Source organism: Sphaerisporangium rufum, from assembly GCF_016863395.1.
Taxonomy (GTDB): domain Bacteria; phylum Actinomycetota; class Actinomycetes; order Streptosporangiales; family Streptosporangiaceae; genus Sphaerisporangium; species Sphaerisporangium rufum.
Genome location: NZ_BOOU01000048.1, coordinates 1 through 17,802 on the forward strand (window position 1 = coordinate 1; position 17,802 = coordinate 17,802).

Annotated in this window: 22 protein-coding genes; 20 read left to right on the forward strand and 2 right to left on the reverse strand. The window is 74.8% G+C overall.

Annotated elements, in window-relative coordinates; translation table 11 throughout:
- The first annotated feature begins 278 nt into the window (after nt 1-278).
- The 18 genes from Sru01_RS16740 to Sru01_RS16820 all read left to right on the forward strand — a co-directional run bounded on the left by Sru01_RS16740 (nt 279) and on the right by Sru01_RS16820 (nt 13,940).
- Nucleotides 279-566, forward strand: coding sequence for a hypothetical protein (locus Sru01_RS16740; RefSeq protein ID WP_203985817.1), 288 nt, complete (start codon nt 279-281; stop codon nt 564-566).
- A gap of 132 nt (nt 567-698) precedes the next feature.
- Complete coding sequence (locus tag Sru01_RS16745; protein ID WP_203985820.1) at nt 699-1,367, forward strand: dienelactone hydrolase family protein; 669 nt, start codon at nt 699-701, stop codon at nt 1,365-1,367.
- 139 nt (nt 1,368-1,506) lie between these two features.
- Nucleotides 1,507-2,151, forward strand: coding sequence for a D-sedoheptulose-7-phosphate isomerase (locus Sru01_RS16750; RefSeq protein WP_203985823.1), 645 nt, complete (start codon nt 1,507-1,509; stop codon nt 2,149-2,151).
- Nucleotides 2,148-2,420: a HypC/HybG/HupF family hydrogenase formation chaperone gene (locus tag Sru01_RS16755; protein WP_239137494.1), complete on the forward strand. Its 273-nt coding sequence runs from the start codon at nt 2,148-2,150 to the stop codon at nt 2,418-2,420. Before Sru01_RS16750 ends, Sru01_RS16755 begins: the two co-directional genes overlap by 4 nt.
- Before the next feature lie 5 nt (nt 2,421-2,425).
- Nucleotides 2,426-3,154 carry a D-sedoheptulose-7-phosphate isomerase gene (locus Sru01_RS16760; protein WP_203985826.1) on the forward strand — a complete coding sequence of 243 codons (729 nt, stop codon included), beginning with the start codon at nt 2,426-2,428 and terminating at the stop codon, nt 3,152-3,154.
- A 61-nt stretch (nt 3,155-3,215) separates the two neighbouring features.
- On the forward strand, nt 3,216-4,301 hold the full coding sequence (locus tag Sru01_RS16765) for an NADH-quinone oxidoreductase subunit B family protein (RefSeq protein ID WP_203985828.1): 1,086 nt from the start codon (nt 3,216-3,218) through the stop codon (nt 4,299-4,301).
- Nucleotides 4,302-4,306: 5 nt separating this feature from the next.
- Complete coding sequence (locus Sru01_RS16770) at nt 4,307-6,091, forward strand: nickel-dependent hydrogenase large subunit (protein WP_203985831.1); 1,785 nt, start codon at nt 4,307-4,309, stop codon at nt 6,089-6,091.
- A gap of 26 nt (nt 6,092-6,117) precedes the next feature.
- Nucleotides 6,118-6,675 carry a NifU-related iron-sulfur-binding protein gene (locus Sru01_RS16775; protein ID WP_203985834.1) on the forward strand — a complete coding sequence of 186 codons (558 nt, stop codon included), beginning with the start codon at nt 6,118-6,120 and terminating at the stop codon, nt 6,673-6,675.
- 146 nt (nt 6,676-6,821) lie between these two features.
- Entirely contained in the window at nt 6,822-7,616 is a 795-nt protein-coding gene (locus tag Sru01_RS16780) for a DUF5947 family protein (protein ID WP_203985837.1), read from the forward strand.
- Nucleotides 7,609-8,241 carry a DUF6084 family protein gene (locus tag Sru01_RS16785; RefSeq protein WP_203985840.1) on the forward strand — a complete coding sequence of 211 codons (633 nt, stop codon included), beginning with the start codon at nt 7,609-7,611 and terminating at the stop codon, nt 8,239-8,241. Before Sru01_RS16780 ends, Sru01_RS16785 begins: the two co-directional genes overlap by 8 nt.
- Nucleotides 8,238-9,875, forward strand: a complete 1,638-nt coding sequence (locus tag Sru01_RS16790; RefSeq protein WP_203985844.1) for a hypothetical protein — start codon at nt 8,238-8,240, stop codon at nt 9,873-9,875. Before Sru01_RS16785 ends, Sru01_RS16790 begins: the two co-directional genes overlap by 4 nt.
- Complete coding sequence (locus tag Sru01_RS16795; RefSeq protein ID WP_203985846.1) at nt 9,872-10,429, forward strand: hydrogenase maturation protease; 558 nt, start codon at nt 9,872-9,874, stop codon at nt 10,427-10,429. The genes Sru01_RS16790 and Sru01_RS16795 overlap by 4 nt, the downstream gene beginning before the upstream one ends.
- Nucleotides 10,414-10,518: a DUF6893 family small protein gene (locus Sru01_RS36595; RefSeq protein ID WP_373869523.1), complete on the forward strand. Its 105-nt coding sequence runs from the start codon at nt 10,414-10,416 to the stop codon at nt 10,516-10,518. The genes Sru01_RS16795 and Sru01_RS36595 overlap by 16 nt, the downstream gene beginning before the upstream one ends.
- Nucleotides 10,519-10,635: 117 nt before the next feature.
- Nucleotides 10,636-11,028, forward strand: coding sequence for a hydrogenase maturation nickel metallochaperone HypA/HybF (locus Sru01_RS16800; protein ID WP_203985849.1), 393 nt, complete (start codon nt 10,636-10,638; stop codon nt 11,026-11,028).
- Nucleotides 11,003-11,254, forward strand: coding sequence for a HypC/HybG/HupF family hydrogenase formation chaperone (locus tag Sru01_RS16805; protein WP_373869524.1), 252 nt, complete (start codon nt 11,003-11,005; stop codon nt 11,252-11,254). The genes Sru01_RS16800 and Sru01_RS16805 overlap by 26 nt, the downstream gene beginning before the upstream one ends.
- Before the next feature lie 6 nt (nt 11,255-11,260).
- Nucleotides 11,261-12,388, forward strand: coding sequence for a hydrogenase formation protein HypD (hypD, locus tag Sru01_RS16810; protein ID WP_203985855.1), 1,128 nt, complete (start codon nt 11,261-11,263; stop codon nt 12,386-12,388).
- On the forward strand, nt 12,385-13,485 hold the full coding sequence (gene hypE, locus Sru01_RS16815; protein ID WP_203985858.1) for a hydrogenase expression/formation protein HypE: 1,101 nt from the start codon (nt 12,385-12,387) through the stop codon (nt 13,483-13,485). The genes hypD and hypE overlap by 4 nt, the downstream gene beginning before the upstream one ends.
- A gap of 68 nt (nt 13,486-13,553) precedes the next feature.
- Complete coding sequence (locus Sru01_RS16820) at nt 13,554-13,940, forward strand: hypothetical protein (protein WP_203985861.1); 387 nt, start codon at nt 13,554-13,556, stop codon at nt 13,938-13,940.
- Here Sru01_RS16820 and Sru01_RS16825 read toward each other — a convergent pair.
- On the reverse strand, nt 13,910-15,391 hold the full coding sequence (locus Sru01_RS16825; protein ID WP_239137495.1) for a glycosyltransferase family 4 protein: 1,482 nt from the start codon (nt 15,389-15,391) through the stop codon (nt 13,910-13,912). The genes Sru01_RS16820 and Sru01_RS16825 overlap by 31 nt on opposite strands.
- Before the next feature lie 265 nt (nt 15,392-15,656).
- On the opposite strand from Sru01_RS16825, the gene Sru01_RS16830 reads away from it, so the two are divergent.
- The gene (locus Sru01_RS16830; RefSeq protein WP_445009382.1) at nt 15,657-16,712 is read left to right on the forward strand and encodes an LLM class flavin-dependent oxidoreductase; all 1,056 of its coding nucleotides are present in this window, start codon (nt 15,657-15,659) and stop codon (nt 16,710-16,712) included.
- Here Sru01_RS16830 and Sru01_RS16835 read toward each other — a convergent pair.
- A complete protein-coding gene (locus Sru01_RS16835; protein ID WP_203985868.1) occupies nt 16,689-16,967 on the reverse strand; it encodes a helix-turn-helix domain-containing protein in 279 nt (92 codons plus the stop codon). The genes Sru01_RS16830 and Sru01_RS16835 overlap by 24 nt on opposite strands.
- A gap of 55 nt (nt 16,968-17,022) precedes the next feature.
- Between Sru01_RS16835 and map the strand changes: the two genes are divergently transcribed.
- Entirely contained in the window at nt 17,023-17,790 is a 768-nt protein-coding gene (map, locus tag Sru01_RS16840) for a type I methionyl aminopeptidase (RefSeq protein ID WP_203985871.1), read from the forward strand.
- Nucleotides 17,791-17,802 lie beyond the last annotated feature (12 nt).

Sequence of the window (17,802 nt, forward strand, 5' to 3'; positions counted from 1 at the left end):
TGGCCGTTCTGCTCGGCCGCCGCGGTCGTGCTCGGGTCGGTCGTCTCGGTCACGACCCACACCACCAATCCTGTGCGATGAACGGGGGGACATACCGAACGCGGGGCACGCGTCCAGATGGCCCGGGCCGGTGCCGTGCGCGGTGCGGAAGGCGCGACAGGACGGTCCGAAGGCGAGCGGGGGAATGCGGAGTCATCCGAAGGGGGAACGTCGGAGAGAGCCGCAGGAAAGACGTCGGGGGGTTCGTGGGTGGGCAGGGCGGAACGAGAATGTGAATCGTGCCGCTCGCCGGATGTTCCGCCGGCTCGCCAGGCCGCTGCAATTATGTGGTGCCGATCTTTCCGGTGTCAATTCCGAATTCCTGTCGCCCGACTAAGAAAGTCGATTGCCTGGTATTCTTCGGCATTGGTGCGATGAAAGAGATATTTCGGCAAAGCCTGCCGCTAAATGGCAATGCGCCCGCAAAAGGGGGCTTGGTAGCTCTTTTCCGGCGCGCCGTCTCGCCCGATGCCGGCGGCGTCCCCGGGTGGCGCCCGCCGCCGGGCGGCCGGCCGGTCGGCGCGTAGGCTCGAAGTCAGGGCCGGCCCGCGGACGAGGGCGGGGCCGCCCTCGCGGACTTCCGAGCCGCCCCGCGTGCCCGGCCGCCGTCTCCGGCCGGATGGCCGGTGGCCGATCCTCGGGAGGCATGAGGAGGCGACATGAAGGTCGACCAGAGCATCCTGATCCCGGCGGCGGGCGTGTCCCTCGCCGCCGACGTGTCCGTGCCCGAGAACGCGCGGGGGGTGGTGCTGTTCGCGCACGGCAGCGGCAGTGGCCGGCACAGCCCGCGCAACCGCTACGTGGCGGGCCGGCTGAACGACACCGGCCTGGCCACGGTGCTGGCGGACCTGCTGACCGCCGAGGAGGAGGAGATCGACGCCGTCACCGGCGCGCTGCGCTTCGACATCGGGTTGCTGGCGTCCCGGCTGGTGGCGCTGGTCGACTGGGCCGCCGGGCACCGGCCGGTGGCCGGGCTCGGCGCCGGCCTGTTCGGGGCGAGCACCGGGGCGGCCGCCGCGCTGGTCGCCGCGGCCGAACGGCCGGATCTCGTGCGGGCCGTCGTCTCCCGGGGTGGCCGGCCGGATCTGGCCGGTGATCACCTGCGCGGGGTGTACGCACCCACGCTGCTGGTCGTGGGCGAGCGCGACACGGTGGTGATCGAGTTGAACCACCGGGCGATGGAGATGCTCCCGGGGCCGACGGCCTTCGCCGTGGTCACCGGGGCCACCCACCTGTTCGAGGAGCCGGGGGCGCTGGAGCAGGTGGCGCACCTGGCCTGCGACTGGTTCGGCCGCCACCTCGGCCCGGAACCCCGCCCTGCCGCCTGAGCCAGGAACCCGTCCTCGTCCCGGAATACCACGCTACGTCGCACGATCGAGGCTTTACCGCTCGTTGTCCGCCTTGGGGTGTCGGTTCTCCGCGTACGCCCCGTAGCCTAGCGACTACCGTACATAACGGAGCGTAATCATGGCTGTGACATCGAGCACGCGCCACGCGGTCGCCGCGGCCTTCGGGCGGCGGCACGACGCGGGCCGCCGCCTGGCGGAGGACGCCGAGGGCATCGCGCGCGCGTGCCGGGACATGGCGGCCAGGTTCCGCCGGGGCGGCAAGCTGATCGTCTTCGGCAACGGCGGCGCGGGCACCGACGCCTCCCACATCGCCGTCGAGTTCATGCACCCCGTGGTGGTGGGCACCCGTGCCCTCCCGGCGCTGGCGCTGAGCAACGACGCCGCCACGCTCACCGGGGTGGCCGCCGGCGCCGGGTTCGAGGAGGTCTTCGCGCACCAGGTACGGCACTGGGCCGAGCCGGACGACATGGCGCTCGGCGTGTCGCCGGACGGGGAGTGCGCCAACGTGCTGCGCGGCCTGGCGCAGGCACGCGAGCTCGGCCTGTTCACGATGGCGCTGGCGGGCGGGGACGGCGGGGCGCTCGCCCGCGGCCCGGCGGCCGACCACGTGCTCGTCGCACGCTGCGGGGACCCGGCCGTCGTCAAGGAGATCCACGTCACCGCCTACCACGTGCTGTGGGAGCTGGTGCACGTCTTCTTCGCGCGCACCGCCCCGGCCGCGCCCGCCGAGCCCGGCCTGGCCGGGCGGGGGGTGGCCGGGTGAGCGGGCCCGAGGAGGAGCTGCCCGGGGATCGCGGTCCCGCGGGCTGCCTCACCTGCTCGGACCAGGCGCTGCCCGCCGTCGTGGTCGAACGGGCGGCCGGCGGGATGGCCATCGTGGAGATCGGCGGGGTATGCGAGCCGGTCAGCGTGGCCCTGGTGGACGCCGAACCCGGTGACACCGTCCTGGTGCACGCCAAGGAGGCCATCGCGGTGACCGCCCGGCGGAACGGCGGGCCGGAGGCCGGGCCCGCCTGCCGCGGGGAGGCGTGACGGGCATGACCGGAGACTCCTCGCTCGGCGGCCTGGACCGCCTGTACCCGTTCCTTGCGGCCGGGGCGGCCGTCGACGCCGCGGCCGGCGGGCACGACGCGGCGGTCCTTGCGGACGCCGCCTGGTCGGCCGGGACGAAGGCCGCCGAGATCGCCGAGCTGCGCGACCAGGTGGCCGCGCGGTACGCCGAACCGCTGGCCGCGTGCGCCGAGGCGGTGGCCGGCCGGCTGGCGGACGGGGGCCGGCTGTTCACCTTCGGCAACGGGGGCAGCAGCACCGACGCCCAGGACCTGGCCACCGCGTTCCTGCATCCCCGCTACGGGCGGCCGCTGCCCGCACTGGCGCTGACCACCGACGTCGCGGTGGTGACCGCGCTGTCGAACGACGTCGGGTTCGAGGTGGTGTTCGCCCGCCAGCTCGCCGCGCTCGGCCGGCCGGGCGACGTCGCGGTGGGTCTGTCGACCAGCGGCGGATCGGCCAACCTGGCCGCGGCCTTCGAGGAGGCCGGGCGGGGCGGCATGCTGACCGTCGGCCTGGCCGGGCACCAGGGCGGCCGGCTGGCCGAGCTGGCGGCCGCCGGGCTGCTGGACCACCTGTTCGTCGTGCCGTCGTCGTCGGTGCACCGCATCCAGGAGGCGCAGACGACGATCTACCACGTGCTCTGGGAGGCCGTGCAGCACGTCCTGGCGGTACGGGCGGGTCCGCCCGGCCGTCGCCTGGCCCAGGGGCCGTGAGACGGCCGGGCCGGGACGAAGGACGGGGAGCGGGAGACGTCGACCACGATCGGGGGGCGGTATGGCGGCGAAGGCGAAGAAGGCGGGCGGCGCCGTGCGGGAGCAGGAGCGGCACGAGGAGCCGGTCGTCCACCTGCTGTGGCTCAATGCCGGGCTGAGCTGCGACGGCGACTCGGTGTCGCTGACCGCCGCCACCCAGCCGAGCATCGAGGACATCGTGATGGGCGCGCTGCCCGGGCTGCCGAAGGTCGAGGTGCACTGGCCGCTGCTCGACTTCGCCGGCGGCCCGATGCAGGGGGCGGACGCGATGATCGACGCCTACTTCCTGGCGGCTGAGGGCGGGCTGGATCCGTTCGTGCTGGTCGTCGAGGGGTCGGTACCGAACGAGTCGATCAAGCAGGAGGGTTACTGGTCCGGGTTCGGCAACGACCCGGAGACCGGGCAGCCCCGGACGCTGGCGGAGTGGCTGGACCGGCTCGCGCCCCGGGCCGCCGCCGTGGTGGCGGCCGGCACCTGCGCCACCTACGGCGGCATCCACGCGATGGCCGGGAACCCGACCGGCGCGATGGGGGTGGCCGACTACCTGGGCTGGGACTGGCGGTCCAGGGCCGGGCTGCCGATCGTCAACGTGCCCGGCTGCCCGGTCCAGCCGGACAACATGTCCGAGACGCTGCTCTATCTGCTCTACCAGCTGGCCGGCCAGGCGCCGATGATCCCGCTGGACGAGGCGCTGCGGCCCACCTGGCTGTTCGGCGCGACGGTGCACGAGGGCTGCGACCGCGCCGGATACTACGAGCAGGGCCAGTTCGCGGCCGAGTACGGTTCGCCGACCTGCCTGGTCAAGATCGGCTGCTGGGGCCCGGTCGTGAAGTGCAACGTCCCCAAGCGCGGCTGGATGAACGGGATCGGCGGCTGCCCGAACGTGGGCGGCATCTGCATCGCCTGCACGATGCCCGGCTTCCCCGACAAGTTCATGCCCTTCATGGACGAGCCACCCGGAGCCCGGGTGTCGTCGGCGGCCAGCATGGTGTACGGCGGCGTCGTCCGGGCGCTGCGCGGCATCACGCTCGGCACGGTGGACAAGGAACCGAAGTGGCGGGCCAAGGGGCGCGCGCTGCTCACCGGACACAAGGCGCCCTGGAGCTGACCGACATGACGACCTCGAAGGAGCGGCCCCGCGAGCTGGTGGAGATGGCCTGGGACCCCATCACCCGGATCGTGGGCAGCCTCGGCATCTACGCCAAGATCGATTTCGCCGCCCGGGAGGTGGCGGAGTGCTACAGCACCTCGTCGATCTTCCGCGGCTACAGCATCTTCATGAAGGGCAAGGACCCGCGGGACGCGCACTTCATCACCAGCCGCATCTGCGGGATCTGCGGCGACAACCACGCCACCTGTTCGGTGTACGCGCAGAACATGGCCTACGGGGCGCGCCCGCCCGCGCTCGCCGAATGGATCATCAACCTCGGCGAGGCGGCCGAGTACATGTTCGACCACAACATCTACCAGGAGAACCTGGTCGGGGTGGACTTCTGCGAGAAGATGGTCGCCGCCACCAACCCCGGGGTGCTGGAGCTGGCCGAGCGCACCGAGTGCCCGCACGCGGCCGAGCACGGCTTCCGCACCATCGCCGACATCATGCGCTCGCTCAACCCGCTGGAGGGCGAGTTCTACCGCGAGGCGCTCATGATGAGCAGGCTCACCCGCGAGATGTTCTGCCTGATGGAGGGCCGGCACGTCCACCCGTCCACGCTCTACCCCGGTGGGGTGGGCACCGTGGCCACCGTGCAGCTGTTCACCGACTACCTCACCCGGCTGATGCGGTACGTGGAGTTCGTGAAGAAGGTCGTGCCGATGCACGACGACCTGTTCGACTTCTTCTACGACGCGCTGCCCGGCTACCAGCAGGTCGGACGGCGCCGGGTGCTGCTCGGCTGCTGGGGCAGCCTCAACGATCCCGAGCACTGCGACTTCACCTATCAGAACATGGACGACTGGGGCCGGCGGATGTTCGTCACCCCCGGAGTGGTGGTCGACGGGAACCTGGTGACCAACGGGCTGGTGGACATCAACCTCGGCATCCGCATCCTGCTCGGCAGCTCCTACTACGACGACTGGGCGGGCCAGGAGCCGTTCGTCACCCACGACCCGCTGGGCAACCCGGTCGACATGCGGCACCCGTGGAACCAGCACACCATTCCCCGGCCGCAGAAGCGCGACTTCAAGGACAAGTACAGCTGGGTGATGTCCCCCCGGTGGTTCGACGGCAAGGATCTGCTGCCGCTGGACACCGGCGGCGGGCCGATCGCCCGGCTCTGGTCGACCGCGCTGTCCGGCAAGGTGGACATTGGTTACGTGAAGGCCACCGGGCACAGCGTGCAGATCAACCTGCCGCGCACCGCGACCCGGCCGGAGACGACGTTCGAGTGGAAGATCCCCACCTACCAGGGCGAACCGCTGTCCAACGCGCTGGAACGCGACCGGGCGCGCTCCTACTTCCAGGCGTACGCCGCCGCGTGCGCGCTCTACTTCACCGAGCGGGCGCTGGACGAGGTCCGCCGGGGACGCACCCAGACCTGGGAGCCGTTCGAGGTACCGGAGGAGGCGGTGAGCTGCGGGTTCACCGAGGCGGTGCGCGGCGTGCTGTCCCACCACATGGTGATCAGGAACGGGCGGATCGCCAACTACCACCCCTACCCGCCCACCCCGTGGAACGCCAGCGTCCGCGACGTGTACGGCGTCCCGGGTCCGTACGAGGACGCGGTGCAGAACACCCCGATCTTCGAGGAGAACCCGCCGGACGCGTTCAAGGGCATCGACATCATGCGCGCGGTGCGCAGCTTCGACCCGTGCCTGCCGTGCGGGGTGCACATGTACCTGGGCGGCGGCAAGGAACTGCGCAAACTGCACACGCCGCACGCGTTCGGCGCGGGCTGACCGGCGGGCCGGGGGTGGGAAGCGCGATGCGGGACGACCGGCCGGACGAGGCGGCGCACGACGTGCGGGCCGCCGGGCACCGGGTGGAGGCGCTGATCGAGGAGCTCGGCGCGCTCGCCGACCCGGTGGCCAGGGCGCGGGCCGAGGAACTGGTGCGCCTGCTGGTCGGCCTGTACGGCGCCGCGCTGGACCGCGTCATGCGCGCGGTGGTCGAGTGCGAGGCGGCCGAGGTGCTGCGCCGGCTGACCGCGGACGAGACGGTCGCGGGCCTGCTGGTGGTGCACGACCTGCACCCGCTGGGCACCGCCGACCGGGTCCGGGCCGCGCTGCGGGACGCCGGCGAGCGGCTGAACCTGGCCGCGGGCGACCTCGAACTGCTGGAGGCGACCGAGGACGCCGTGCGGGTCCGGCTGGCCGGCGGCCACGGGTGCGCGGCCCGCGCGCTGACCGACGCGGTGCGGGAGGCGGTGCGGGCGGCGGCCCCGGAGGCGGCGGCCGTCGAGGTCGAGGCGGGTACCGCGCCGCCGCTGCTGCAGATCGGGCTCCGGGCGCCGGCCCGTACGCCGGGGGAGGCGGTCCGATGAACGCGGGCACCGGTGACCGCCCGGACCCCCGGGCGGCGCGGCCGGATGGCGTCCGGGCGGAGGGTGGCCGGCCGGATGGCGGCCGGGTGGACGGCGGTCGGCCGGATGGCGCCCGGCCGGATGGCGCCCGGCCGGATGGCGCCCGGGTGGACGGCGGCCCGGCGGAGCGCGGCCGGGCGGGCTCGGGTGCCGGACTGCGCCGGTTCGTGCGGCCGCCGCGGGCGGCGGGCGGCGGGACGGGCACGGACTGCGGGCTGTGCGCCGCCCCCTGCGGCGAGCGGCACGGCCACGTGGTCGACCTGACCGGCCGGGCGCTGCTGTGTGCCTGCCAGGGCTGTCACCTGCTGCTGGACCGGGCGGCGGCAGCGGCCGGCCGCTACCGGGCGGTGCCCGAGCGCCACCTCGCCCTGCCGGAGTTCCGGGTGGACCCGGCGGACTGGGAGGAGATGCAGATCCCGGTGCGCACCGCGTTCTTCTTCCACAACTCCACGCTCGGCAGGTACGTGGCCTTCTATCCCAGTCCGGGCGGCGCCACCGAGTGCCTGCTCCCGCTGCGCTCCTTCGACCGGATCCTGGCCGCCAACGCGGGCGCGGTCCCGGGCGACGTGCTGCCGGACGTGGAGGCGTTCCTCGTCGACCGCGGCCCGGGCGGCCCGCGGTGCCATCTGGTGCCGATCGACGCCTGTTACCGCCTGGCCGGCCTGGTCCGGCTGCACTGGAAGGGGTTCGACGGTGGCCCGGACGTTTGGAAGGCCATCGATGGCTTCTTCACGGACCTGGGGGACGGCGGTACCGGCGGCCCGGCCCGGCCCGGTGGCCGACCGGCCGGGGAGCCGGCCGCACAAGCCGCCCCGGCCGCAGTCGCGCCCGCCCCGGCCGCGGCCGCCCGAACCGGTCCGGCCGTGACGGCCACCTGCCGCGCAGGGGGCGGCGGTGGCTGACATCGACTTCGCGTGCACGGGCGTGCGGGCCGACCCGCACGCGGTCTTCCCGACGCTGACGTTCCGGTTGCGGGTGACCGCGCCGGACGGCGGCGCCGTGCACGCCATCGCGCTGCGCTGCCAGATCCGGGTGGAGCCGCGCCGCCGGCGCTACACGGCGGCGGAGAGCGAGCTGCTCGCCGACCTGTTCGGCGAGCCGTCGCGGTGGGGGGAGACGGCGCGCCCGCTGCAGTTCGCCAACGTCTCGGTGATGGTGCCCCGGTTCACCGGCGAGACCGAGATCGACCTGCCGGTGACCTGCGGATACGACCTGGAGGTGGCCGCGGGGAAGTACTTCGCCTCGCTGGACGGCGGCGAGGTGCCGCTGCTGCTGCTGTTCAGCGGCACGGTCTTCGCCCGCTCCCCGGCGGGGTTCACCGTCGGGCAGATCCCGTGGGACCGGGAGGTCCGGCACGGCCTGCCGGTCGCGGTGTGGACCGAGATGATCGACCGCTACTTCCCCGGCACCGGCTGGCTGCGGCTGGACCGCGGCACGCTGCGCGCGCTGCAGCGCTACAAGGCGGGCCGGGCCCTGGCCACCTGGGACGAGACCGTGGAGGCGCTGCTGAAGGAGGCGCGGTCATGACGGCGTCGGCGGGGGCGATGCGGGCGGCGCGCCGGGTGGCCGACGCGGTGCTCTACGAGGGCTACCTGCTGTACCCCTACCGCGCCTCGGCCGCCAAGAACCGGGTGCGCTGGCAGTTCGGCGTGCTGGTGCCGCCGGGTTACCGGCGGACGGCCGAGCCGCCGGCCGCGGTGACCGAATGCCTGCTCGAAGGGGCGGCCCACGCGCTGCTGCGGGTGCGGCCGCGCTTCCTGCACGTGCGCGAGCGCCGGGTGGAGCGGCACACGGCCGGCGGGTTCGTTCCGGTCCCGGAGCTGCGCGACGGCGACCGAGTGCACCTGGCCTTCGACGACGCCGTGCCGCGCGAGGCCGAGGTGGTGCTGCCGGTGCCGAACCTGCTGCGCGGCCCGCGCACCGTCCGGTTGCGGATCCCCGGCGGCCGCCGCGAGGAGTACCTGCGCGGGGGACGCATCGTCACCGGGCACCGTCCGCTGCGGGTGACGCTCCGGGTGGCCGCCGAACGGCCGGCCGGTCCCTACGGTGTGCTGAAGCTGCGGGTGCGGCTGGAGAACGCCACCGTCTTCGCGTCGCCGGACGCGCCGCGACCGGAGGCGCTGCGCCATTCGCTGGTGGCCGCGCACCTGCTCCTCGGGATCACCGCGGGGAACTTCCTGTCGCTGACCGACCCGCCGGAGTGGGCGCGCCGCGAGGCGGCCGGCTGCCGCAACGAGCACACCTGGCCGGTGCTGGTCGGCGCGCCCGGGGCGCGCGCGGTGGTGCTGTCGTCCCCGATCATCCTGCCCGACCACCCCGCGGTCGCCCCGGAGAGCCCGGGCGACTTCTTCGACGCCACCGAGATCGACGAGCTGCTGCACCTGCGCACGCTCACCCTCACCGAGGCGGAGAAGCGCGAGGCCCGGGCCACCGACCCGCGGGCCGCCGAGATCGTCGACCGGGCCGAGGGCCTGCCGCCGGAGATGCTGGAGCGCCTGCACGGCGCGATCCGCCGGCTCGGCGCCGCCGCCACCGGGCCGGCGCCGGCACCTGGGACCGTGCCGGCACCTGGGACCGTGCCGGCACCTGGGACCGTGCCGGCACCTGGGACCGTGCCGGCACCTGGGGCGGTGCCGGTGTCCGGGAGCGTGCCGGTGTCCGGGGCGGGGGCGGTGACCGGGGCGGTGTCCGGCAACCCGTCCGCGCCGGAGCGGGAGGCCGCGTCCGCGGCGGTGACGGTCGCCGGGGTGTCCATCGCCCAGGGCAGCCGGGTGCGGCTCGTCCCGAGCCGCCGCGCCGACGCCCATGACATGTTCCTGACCGGCCGCGCCGCCCGGGTCGAGGCGGTGCTGGCGGACGTGGACGGTGCCCGCCACCTCGCCGTCACGCTGGAGGACGACCCGGGCGCGGACCTGCTCCGGGCCCAGGGCCGGTTCCTGTACTTCGCCCCCGACGAGGTGGAGCCGCTGTCCGGTCCGGGGCGCGTGCCGGGCGGCGACGCGGCGAACGGCCCGGGGAGCCGTCCGGGACACGGCCCGACGAACCACCCGGTAAATGATCCGGGGAGCCGGCCGGGAAGCGGCCCGACGAACCGCCCGGGGAATGATCCGGGAAGCCGTCCGGGAAACGGCGTGGCCGGCGGCACCGGGGGGCCGGCATGAGGATCCTGGTCGCGGGAGTCGGGAACGTCTTCCTCGGTGACGACGGGTTCGGCGTCGCGGTGGCCCGGCACCTGGCCGGCCGGCCGGCGCCGGACGGCGTGGTGGTCACCGACTTCGGCATCCGCGGGGTGCACCTGGCCTACGAGCTGACCGGCGGCCGCTACGACCACACCATCCTGGTGGACGCGGTGTCGCGCGACGGCCCGCCCGGCACGCTGTACGTGCTGCGACCGGCGGCCGGGGAGATCCCCGGGACGTTCGTGGACGCGCACGACATGACCCCGGACGCCGTGTTGGCGCTGGCCGGGACGCTGGACGGCGAGGTCGGGCCGGTGCTGCTGGTCGGCTGCGAGCCCGCCGACGTCTCGCCCGGCATGGAACTGAGCCCGCCGGTGGCGGCCGCGGTCGCGCCGGCCGCCGGCCTGGTGCTGGACCTCGTCGCCGAGCTGGCCACGGCCGGCGACGGCCCGGTGGCGGCCGCCGGCGGCGCGGCCCGCGACATATCCCGGCACAAGTCCCGGGGGAAGGAGGGACGGGCATGGTCAAACGCCTGATCAAGATCGCCGCGCTGGTCGCGGTCGGGGTTGTCGTCTACCAGTCGATCCCCGACCTGAAGCGCTATCTGAAGATCCGCCGGATGTGACCACCCGGTCCGGCGAGGTCACCGGCACGGGCGGCCGGCGGACGGCCGGAGCATGCAGGACAGACCACACAAGACAGACCACAACACAGAGGACAGAGGACAGAAGGAGGTGCGGCCGTGCACGAGTTCGGGATCGCCGAGTCGATCCTCGCCGCGGTCGAGGGACGGGCGGACGGCCGGCGGATACGCCGGGCGCGCGTGCAGGTGGGCGCGCTGCTGCGCGCCGCCGAGCCCTCGATCAACGACGCGTTCGCCCTGGTCGCCGCGGGGACGGTGGCCGAGGGCGCGCGCCTTGACCTGGTGACGCTGCCCGCGCGGATCAGCTGCCGGGCCTGCGCGCACACGACCACCTCGGTCGATCCCTACGCCGTCTGCCCGGCGTGCGGTTCGGCCGACGTGGACAGCGAGGGCGGCGACGACCTCGTCCTGGAATCCATCCAACTGGCGGAGGCGAGCCATGTGCCTGGGGATTCCCGGGGAGATCGTGGAAATCCTGGCCGACCGTCCTGACCTGGCGAAGGTCGACGTCGGCGGGGTGCGGCGCGCGGTCAACATCGGCCTGCTGGACGAAGGGGAGGCCGGTCCGGGTGACTGGGTGCTCATCCACGTGGGCTTCGCGCTGTCGAAGATCGACGAGGCGGAGGCCCGGGCGGCGCTCGACTTCCTGACCAGCATCGGCCAGGCGTACGACGACGAGATCGCGGCACTGCGCGACTCCATGATCGAGCAGGGGTGAGGTCCGGTGCGTTTCGTCGACGAATACCGTGACGCCGGCACGGCGCGGGCGCTCGGCGCCCGGATCGCCGCGCTGTGCGAGCCGGGCCGCACGTACAAGTTCATGGAGGTGTGCGGCGGCCACACCCATACGATCTACAAGCACGGGCTGGAGGACCACTTGCCGGCCGGCGTCGAGCTGGTGCACGGGCCCGGCTGCCCGGTGTGCGTCATCCCGATGGGCCGGATCGACGACGCGATCCACATCGCCGAGCGGCCGGACGTCATCATGACCTCGTTCGGCGACATGATGCGGGTGCCCGGCGGCCGCGGCTCGTTCCTCGACGCGATGGCCCGCGGCGCCGACATCCGCATGGTCTACTCGCCGCTGGACGCCCTGAAGATCGCCCGGGAGAACCCGGACCGGCGGGTGGTCTTCATGGCCATCGGCTTCGAGACCACCGCGCCGTCCACCGCGATGACCCTGCTACGGGCCCGCGCCGAGGGCCTGGCGAACTTCTCGGTCTTCTGCAACCACGTGACGATCATCCCGGCGGTGAAGGCCATCCTCGACTCGCCGGACCTGCGGCTCTCCGGGTTCATCGGCCCCGGCCACGTCTCGGCGGTGATCGGCTGCCGCCCGTACGCCTTCATCGCCCGCGACTACGGCCGGCCGCTGGTGGTCGCCGGCTTCGAGCCGCTGGACGTGCTGCACGCCGTGCTGGCGAACCTGGAGCAGCTCGCCGCCGGCCGGGCCGAGGTGGAGAACCGGTACGCCCGCGTGGTGCCGTGGGACGGCAACCCCCGGGCGCTGGCGGTCATCGACGAGGTGATGGAGCCGCGCGCGCACTTCGAGTGGCGCGGCCTCGGCTTCATCCCGTACTCGGCACTGCGGCTGCGGGACCGGTGGGCCGCCTACGACGCCGAGCAGATCTTCGGGGTGCCGGGGGTCCGGGTGGCCGACCCCAAGGCCTGCCAGTGCGGCGAGGTGCTCAAAGGCGTGCTCAAGCCGTGGGAGTGCAAGGTGTTCGGCACCGCGTGCACTCCGGAGACCCCGATCGGGACCTGCATGGTGTCCTCGGAGGGGGCCTGCGCGGCCTACTACAACTTCGGCCGGTTCTCCCGGGACCGGGTGCGGGAGGCGACGGCCCGATGAGCGCGGGGACGGGAGAGCGGGCGCCGGACCGGCCGCTGAGCCGGGAGGAGCAGGTGCTGGAGCGCGTCGAGCGGGCCCGGCGCCGGCGGGCCCGGGTCCGCGACGAGCTGGTCACCCTGGCACACGGCGCCGGCGGCCGGGCCACCAGGTCGCTGGTGGAGGCGGTGTTCCTGGAGGAGTTCCGCAACCCGCTGCTGGAGCCGCTGGCCGACGGCGCGGTGGACGGCGACGGGCTGGCCTTCACCACCGACGCGTTCGTGGTGACGCCGCTGTTCTTCCCGGGCGGCGACATCGGGGACCTGGCGGTGAACGGCACCGTCAACGACCTGGCCATGTGCGGGGCGCGCCCGCTGCACCTGTCGGCCGCCTTCGTGCTGGAGGAGGGTTTCCCGGTCGCCGACCTGCGGCGGGTCGCCGCGTCGATGGCGCGGGCGGCGCGCGCGGCCGGCGTGGAGATCGTCACCGGGGACACCAAGGTGGTGCAGCGCGGCAAGGCCGACGGCTGCTACATCACCACCGCCGGCGTGGGGCGGATCGACCGTCCCGGCCGGCTGAGCGCGGCCGCCGCCGAGCCTGGGGACGCGGTCATCGTGTCCGGGCCGATCGGCGAGCACGGCGTCACCATCATGCTCGCCCGCGGCGGGCTGGACGTCGAGGCCGACCTGGTCTCCGACACCGCGCCGCTGACCGGTCCGGCCACCCGGCTGCTGGACGCCTGCGACGGGGTGCGCTGCCTTCGCGACGCCACCCGGGGCGGGGTGGCCACCGTGCTGAACGAGATCGCCGAGTCGGCCGGGGTCGCGGTCGTGCTGGACGAGGAGGCCGTGCCGGTGCGCCCGGCGGTCCGCGGGGCGTGCGAGCTGCTCGGCATCGACCCGCTCTACGTCGCCTGCGAGGGACGCATGGTCGCCGTGGTGGCCGGGTGGCAGGCCGGCGCCGCGCTCGACGCGCTGCGCGCCGGTCCGCTGGGCGAGGACGCGGCCATCGTCGGCCGGATCGGCGCGGACCCGCCGGGGACCGTGCTGCTGCGGACCGCCTTCGGCGGCACCCGGATCGTCGACGTGCTGGTCGGCGACCCGCTGCCGCGTATCTGCTGAGTCTCTACAGAATCTCTACCGAGGATCGGGTTGCCGGGCCCATCGGGGCCCGGCGGGAAGGGGACGACATGTCGGAGCAGCCGTCCGGCGGCCGGCCGGACCTCGCCGGACTGCGCGCCCGGGTGCGGCGGCAGGTCATCATGGCCGGCGACCGTGCCTTCGAGAGCCCGCCGCGCGGGGGCGAGCGCCCGCCGCGGGTGGTCAGCGACGCCGAGCGTGAGGGCGTGCCGCCGACCGACACCGGGGCCCGGCCGCCGCTCGGCGTCGGCCCGAGCAGCAGCGCGCGCGCCGAGCGGACCGCCCGGCGCGGCGAGCCGGGGCGGCGCCGGCACGGGCGGCACGGTCCGGCCGGCCGGCCGCACGGCACCGCCGAGCCCGGCCACGGCACCGGGGTGGGCGGCGGGACGGTCCAAGGCGAGGGACCCTACCTGCCACCCGGCGACCAGGCGGGCTGAGCACGGTCGCCGGCCTCCCGGTAGACCGCCAGTGTCAGCGCGACGGTGCGGGCCCAGGTGTAGTTCTCGCGGACGGATTCCGCGGCCCGCCGGCCGCGTTCCTCGGCCGCCGCCCGGTCACCGAGGCACTCGTCGATCGCGGCGGCGAGGGTGGCCGGATCGTCCCGGGCGCAGCGGACCGCACCGGTCGCGACCACTTCGGGGGAGTAGCCGGGCCCTACCACGACCGGCCGGCCGAGCGCCATCGCCTCGATCGCGACCAGCCCGAACGGCTCGTAGGTCGAGGGGAAAACGCACACGTCGGCCGCCAGGAAGAGGCCGAACAACTCGTCCGGATCCAGGAAACGGTAATCGGCCCGCACCTGATCTGCGACGCCGAGCCCGGCGATCAGTTCGGCGACGCGGGCGTTGTCGTCGGTGCGCGGCGCTCCGGTTCCGGCCAGCACCGCCACGACCGGGCCGGCCGTCCGCAACAACGGTACGGCGCGGACCAGCGTGTCCACGCCCTTGTGCGCCGACAGCCGGCCGGCGAAGACCACCAGCGCACCGGTGCCGCCGGGAAGGTGCCGGCTCCGCACGGCCGTCCGCATCTCGTGCCGCGCGGCCGGCGGCAGCTCGGCCAGCGCCGCCAGCTCGGCCACCTCGCAGCCGTGCGGGACGACGTGGAGCCGCCCGGCCGGCCAGCCCCGGGCCACCAGCTGATCGCGCATGGTCACGCTGGGCGCCACGATCGCGGTCGCCCGCCGGGCCATGGCGTCCTCGACCGCGGCCAGCAGCCGGGACACCGCGCCGCGCGGCCGCCCGGGGACCGCGCTCATCTCGGTGCTGTGCACGTGGAACACCACCGGCCGCCGGCCGAGCAGCCGGCACAGCAGTCCGGCCGGGCAGGCCATCCAGTCGTGCACGGCGACCACGCCGCCGGCCGGTCCGCGGCCGGCGGCCAGATGCGCGCCGCGGCGACCACGTTGAACGCCAGCAGGCCGGCCAGCCGGAGCAGCTGCCCGACCGGGCGCGGCACCCGGGCGGCCCGCACCCCCGGGGTGCGGATGCGGCGCACGGTCACGTCCCCGATCGTGTCGACCGACCCGCGCCGGCCGGTGGCGGCGAGCACCAGAACCGGCGTGCCGGCGGCGCGCATCGCCGCGATCATCCGTTCGGCGTAGCGGCCCAGACCGCCGACGACGTCGGGTGGAAGCTCGGTGCACACCATGAAGACCCGGCCGGGCCGGGCCGCCTGGTGCCGGGTGCCCGGGTCCGGACCGGGCGATGGCCGGATCATTCCCTCGGCCCGTGCCGCCACGACGGCGGTGCGCGACGATGATCCGGCTCTGCCGGCCCGCGTGGTGGCCTGGGAAGGGGACGGGGCCGTTCCCGAGGTGAGCCGGTCGGCGGCGGGCGGGCCGCCGCGCCCGGAGCCGCCGGCGGAGCGGCGTGCCGCTCGACCCGGCCATCGGACCTGTCTGGTCACGGTCGGTGGCCTCCTCGGCCGGTGGGCGGTCGCCGCCGGTTGCGCCGGCCCGCCCTTTCGGCGACGGTGCGGATGGTATCGGTGATCATGTCGACCGGCATCGAAGATGCGAATCTGTATTTTCCGCACGCGTGACCCGCGCCGGTGACCGGGCCCGGGCGGTCGGCCCCGGCCGGCGGCGAGATCGCCGCGCGGCCCGCCCGGCCCGGTGGCCGGACTCGGCGCGCGCGGGCTGGCAGAGTTGGCGCATGGCGGACGAGGTGCGGATCGGGGTCTTCCTGCCGGTCGCCGGGTTCCCCGGCCACGGGCACGGCGAGCTGCTGCGGGCGGCGGCGGACACCGCGGTGGCCGCCGAGCGGGCCGGGTTCGACGACGTGTGGATCGCCGAGCACCACTTCATGAGCTACGGCCTGTGCCCCTCGGCGGTGACCATGGCCGGGCACCTGCTGGGCCGCACCGAGCGGATCACGGTCGGCACCGCGGTGAGCGTGCTGTCCACCGCGCACCCGGTCGCGCTCGCCGAGCAGGCCGTGCTGCTGGACCACCTGTCCGGCGGGCGGTTCCGGCTCGGCGTCGGCCGGGGCGGGCCGTGGGTGGACCTGGAGGTCTTCGGCACCGGGCTGGACCGCTTCGAGAACGGCTTCGAGGATGGCCTGGACCTGCTGCTCGCCGCGCTGGGCGGGGGGCGGGTGGCCGCGCGCGGCGAGACGTTCCGCTTCCGGGAGGTGGAGATCGTGCCCCGGCCCGGCCGCGTGCCGCGCCCCGCGGTGGCGGCCACCTCGGCCGGCACCGTGCGGATCGCCGCGGCCCGCGGGCTGCCGCTGCTGCTCGGGATGCACATCGGCGACCGGGAGCGGGCCGCCATGCTGGACGACTACGCTGGCGCCGCCGCCGGGCACGGTCACGATCCGGCCGGCGTGCCGCACGTCGCGGCGGGGTTGGCCTACGTCGCGGACACCACCGGCGAGGCGGTCGCGGCCATGCGCGAGTCGCTGCCCCGGTGGCTGGCGCCGGGGCTGGCCGGGTACCGTCCGGTGGACGGTCGCCGGTACGTCCCCCGGGACGCCCGCGAGTACGCCGACCTGCTGTGCCGCCTGCATCCGGTCGGCTCGGCCGAGCACTGCGCCGACACCGTGGTCGCGACCGTCGAGCGCACCGGCCTGCGCCATTTCATCTTCCTGGTGGAGGGGGCCGGCGACCCCGGCCGCACGCTGCGAAATGTCGCCCGGCTCGGCGCCGAGGTGCTGCCCCGCGTCCGTGCGGCCTGCGGCGGCGCGGAGTCAGCCGGCCAGCCGGGCGCCTGAGGACCAGCGTTCCTGCTCGGCGCACCGGGCGGCGAGCTCGTCCAGGGACAGGCCGAGCGCGCCGGCGAGTGCGGAGACGGTGAAGAAGGCGGGCGTGGCGATGCGCCCGGTCTCGATCTTGCGCAGGGTCTCGGCGGAGATGCCCGCGGCGGTGGCCACCTCGGCCATGCTCCGCGTGCCGCGGGCCTGGCGGAGTGCCGCGCCGAGCAGCTCGCCGCGGCGGCGTTCCGGTCCGGTCAAGGGGATGCGCACCATGGGATCCATAGTAGCGTTATAACAATACCGGTATTTGTATTGGAGGTCCGACGCCATGGTGGAGATCAAGACCGAAGGCGAGCTGCAGGCGATGCGCGAGGCCGGCCGGGTCGTGGCCCGCGCGCTGGCCGCGGCCCGCGAGCACGCGGCGCCGGGTGTCCGGCTGACCGAGCTGGACGAGGTGGCCCGCGAGGTGATCTTCGGCGCCGGGGCCACCGCGCCCTTCCTGAACTACCGGCCCTCGTTCGCCCCCACGCCCTTCCCGGCCGTCATCTGCGCGTCGGTGAACGACGTGGTGGTGCACGGCATCCCGGACGGGTACCGGCTGCGGCCCGGCGACCTGGTCGGCATCGACTGCGGCGCGACCCTGGACGGCTGGACCGGGGACGCGGCGATCAGCTTCAGCATCGGCCCGGCCCGGCCCGGGGACGCCGCGCTGATCGAGGCGGCCGAGGAGGCGCTGCGCGCCGGCATCGCCGCGGCCGTCCCCGGCGGGCGGATCGGCGACATCGGCCACGCGGTGAGCGGAGTCGGCGCCGCGGCCGGGTACGGGATCATGGCGGACTTCGGCGGCCACGGGATCGGCCGGCGGATGCACGAGGACCCGCACATCCCCAACCGGGGTGCGCCCGGCCGCGGGATGCGGCTGCGGCCCGGCATGACCCTGGCCATCGAGCCGATGTTCCTGGCCGGCGGCGACGACGCCTACGACGTCGACCCGGACGGCTGGTCGCTGCGCACCGCCGACGGCGGCCGCGCCGCGCACGTCGAGCACACCATCGCGGTGACCGCGGACGGCCCCCGGGTGCTCACCCTGCCCTGAGCGCCGCCGCCC

Excerpts from the sequence above, each read along its gene's own strand:
- Sru01_RS16745 (WP_203985820.1), top strand. The coding sequence starts at position 699 with ATGAAGGTCGACCAGAGCATCCTGATCCCGGCGGCGGGCGTGTCCCTC.
- Sru01_RS16750 (WP_203985823.1), top strand. The coding sequence starts at position 1,507 with ATGGCTGTGACATCGAGCACGCGCCACGCGGTCGCCGCGGCCTTCGGG.
- Sru01_RS16760 (WP_203985826.1), top strand. The coding sequence starts at position 2,426 with ATGACCGGAGACTCCTCGCTCGGCGGCCTGGACCGCCTGTACCCGTTC.
- Sru01_RS16765 (WP_203985828.1), top strand. The coding sequence starts at position 3,216 with ATGGCGGCGAAGGCGAAGAAGGCGGGCGGCGCCGTGCGGGAGCAGGAG.
- Sru01_RS16770 (WP_203985831.1), top strand. The coding sequence starts at position 4,307 with ATGACGACCTCGAAGGAGCGGCCCCGCGAGCTGGTGGAGATGGCCTGG.
- Sru01_RS16775 (WP_203985834.1), top strand. The coding sequence starts at position 6,118 with ATGCGGGACGACCGGCCGGACGAGGCGGCGCACGACGTGCGGGCCGCC.
- Sru01_RS16790 (WP_203985844.1), top strand. The coding sequence starts at position 8,238 with ATGACGGCGTCGGCGGGGGCGATGCGGGCGGCGCGCCGGGTGGCCGAC.
- Sru01_RS16795 (WP_203985846.1), top strand. The coding sequence starts at position 9,872 with ATGAGGATCCTGGTCGCGGGAGTCGGGAACGTCTTCCTCGGTGACGAC.
- Sru01_RS36595 (WP_373869523.1), top strand. The coding sequence starts at position 10,414 with ATGGTCAAACGCCTGATCAAGATCGCCGCGCTGGTCGCGGTCGGGGTT.
- hypE (WP_203985858.1), top strand. The coding sequence starts at position 12,385 with ATGAGCGCGGGGACGGGAGAGCGGGCGCCGGACCGGCCGCTGAGCCGG.
- Sru01_RS16820 (WP_203985861.1), top strand. The coding sequence starts at position 13,554 with ATGTCGGAGCAGCCGTCCGGCGGCCGGCCGGACCTCGCCGGACTGCGC.
- Sru01_RS16825 (WP_239137495.1), bottom strand. The coding sequence starts at position 15,391 with ATGGCCGGGTCGAGCGGCACGCCGCTCCGCCGGCGGCTCCGGGCGCGG.
- Sru01_RS16830 (WP_445009382.1), top strand. The coding sequence starts at position 15,657 with ATGGCGGACGAGGTGCGGATCGGGGTCTTCCTGCCGGTCGCCGGGTTC.
- Sru01_RS16835 (WP_203985868.1), bottom strand. The coding sequence starts at position 16,967 with ATGGTGCGCATCCCCTTGACCGGACCGGAACGCCGCCGCGGCGAGCTG.
- map (WP_203985871.1), top strand. The coding sequence starts at position 17,023 with ATGGTGGAGATCAAGACCGAAGGCGAGCTGCAGGCGATGCGCGAGGCC.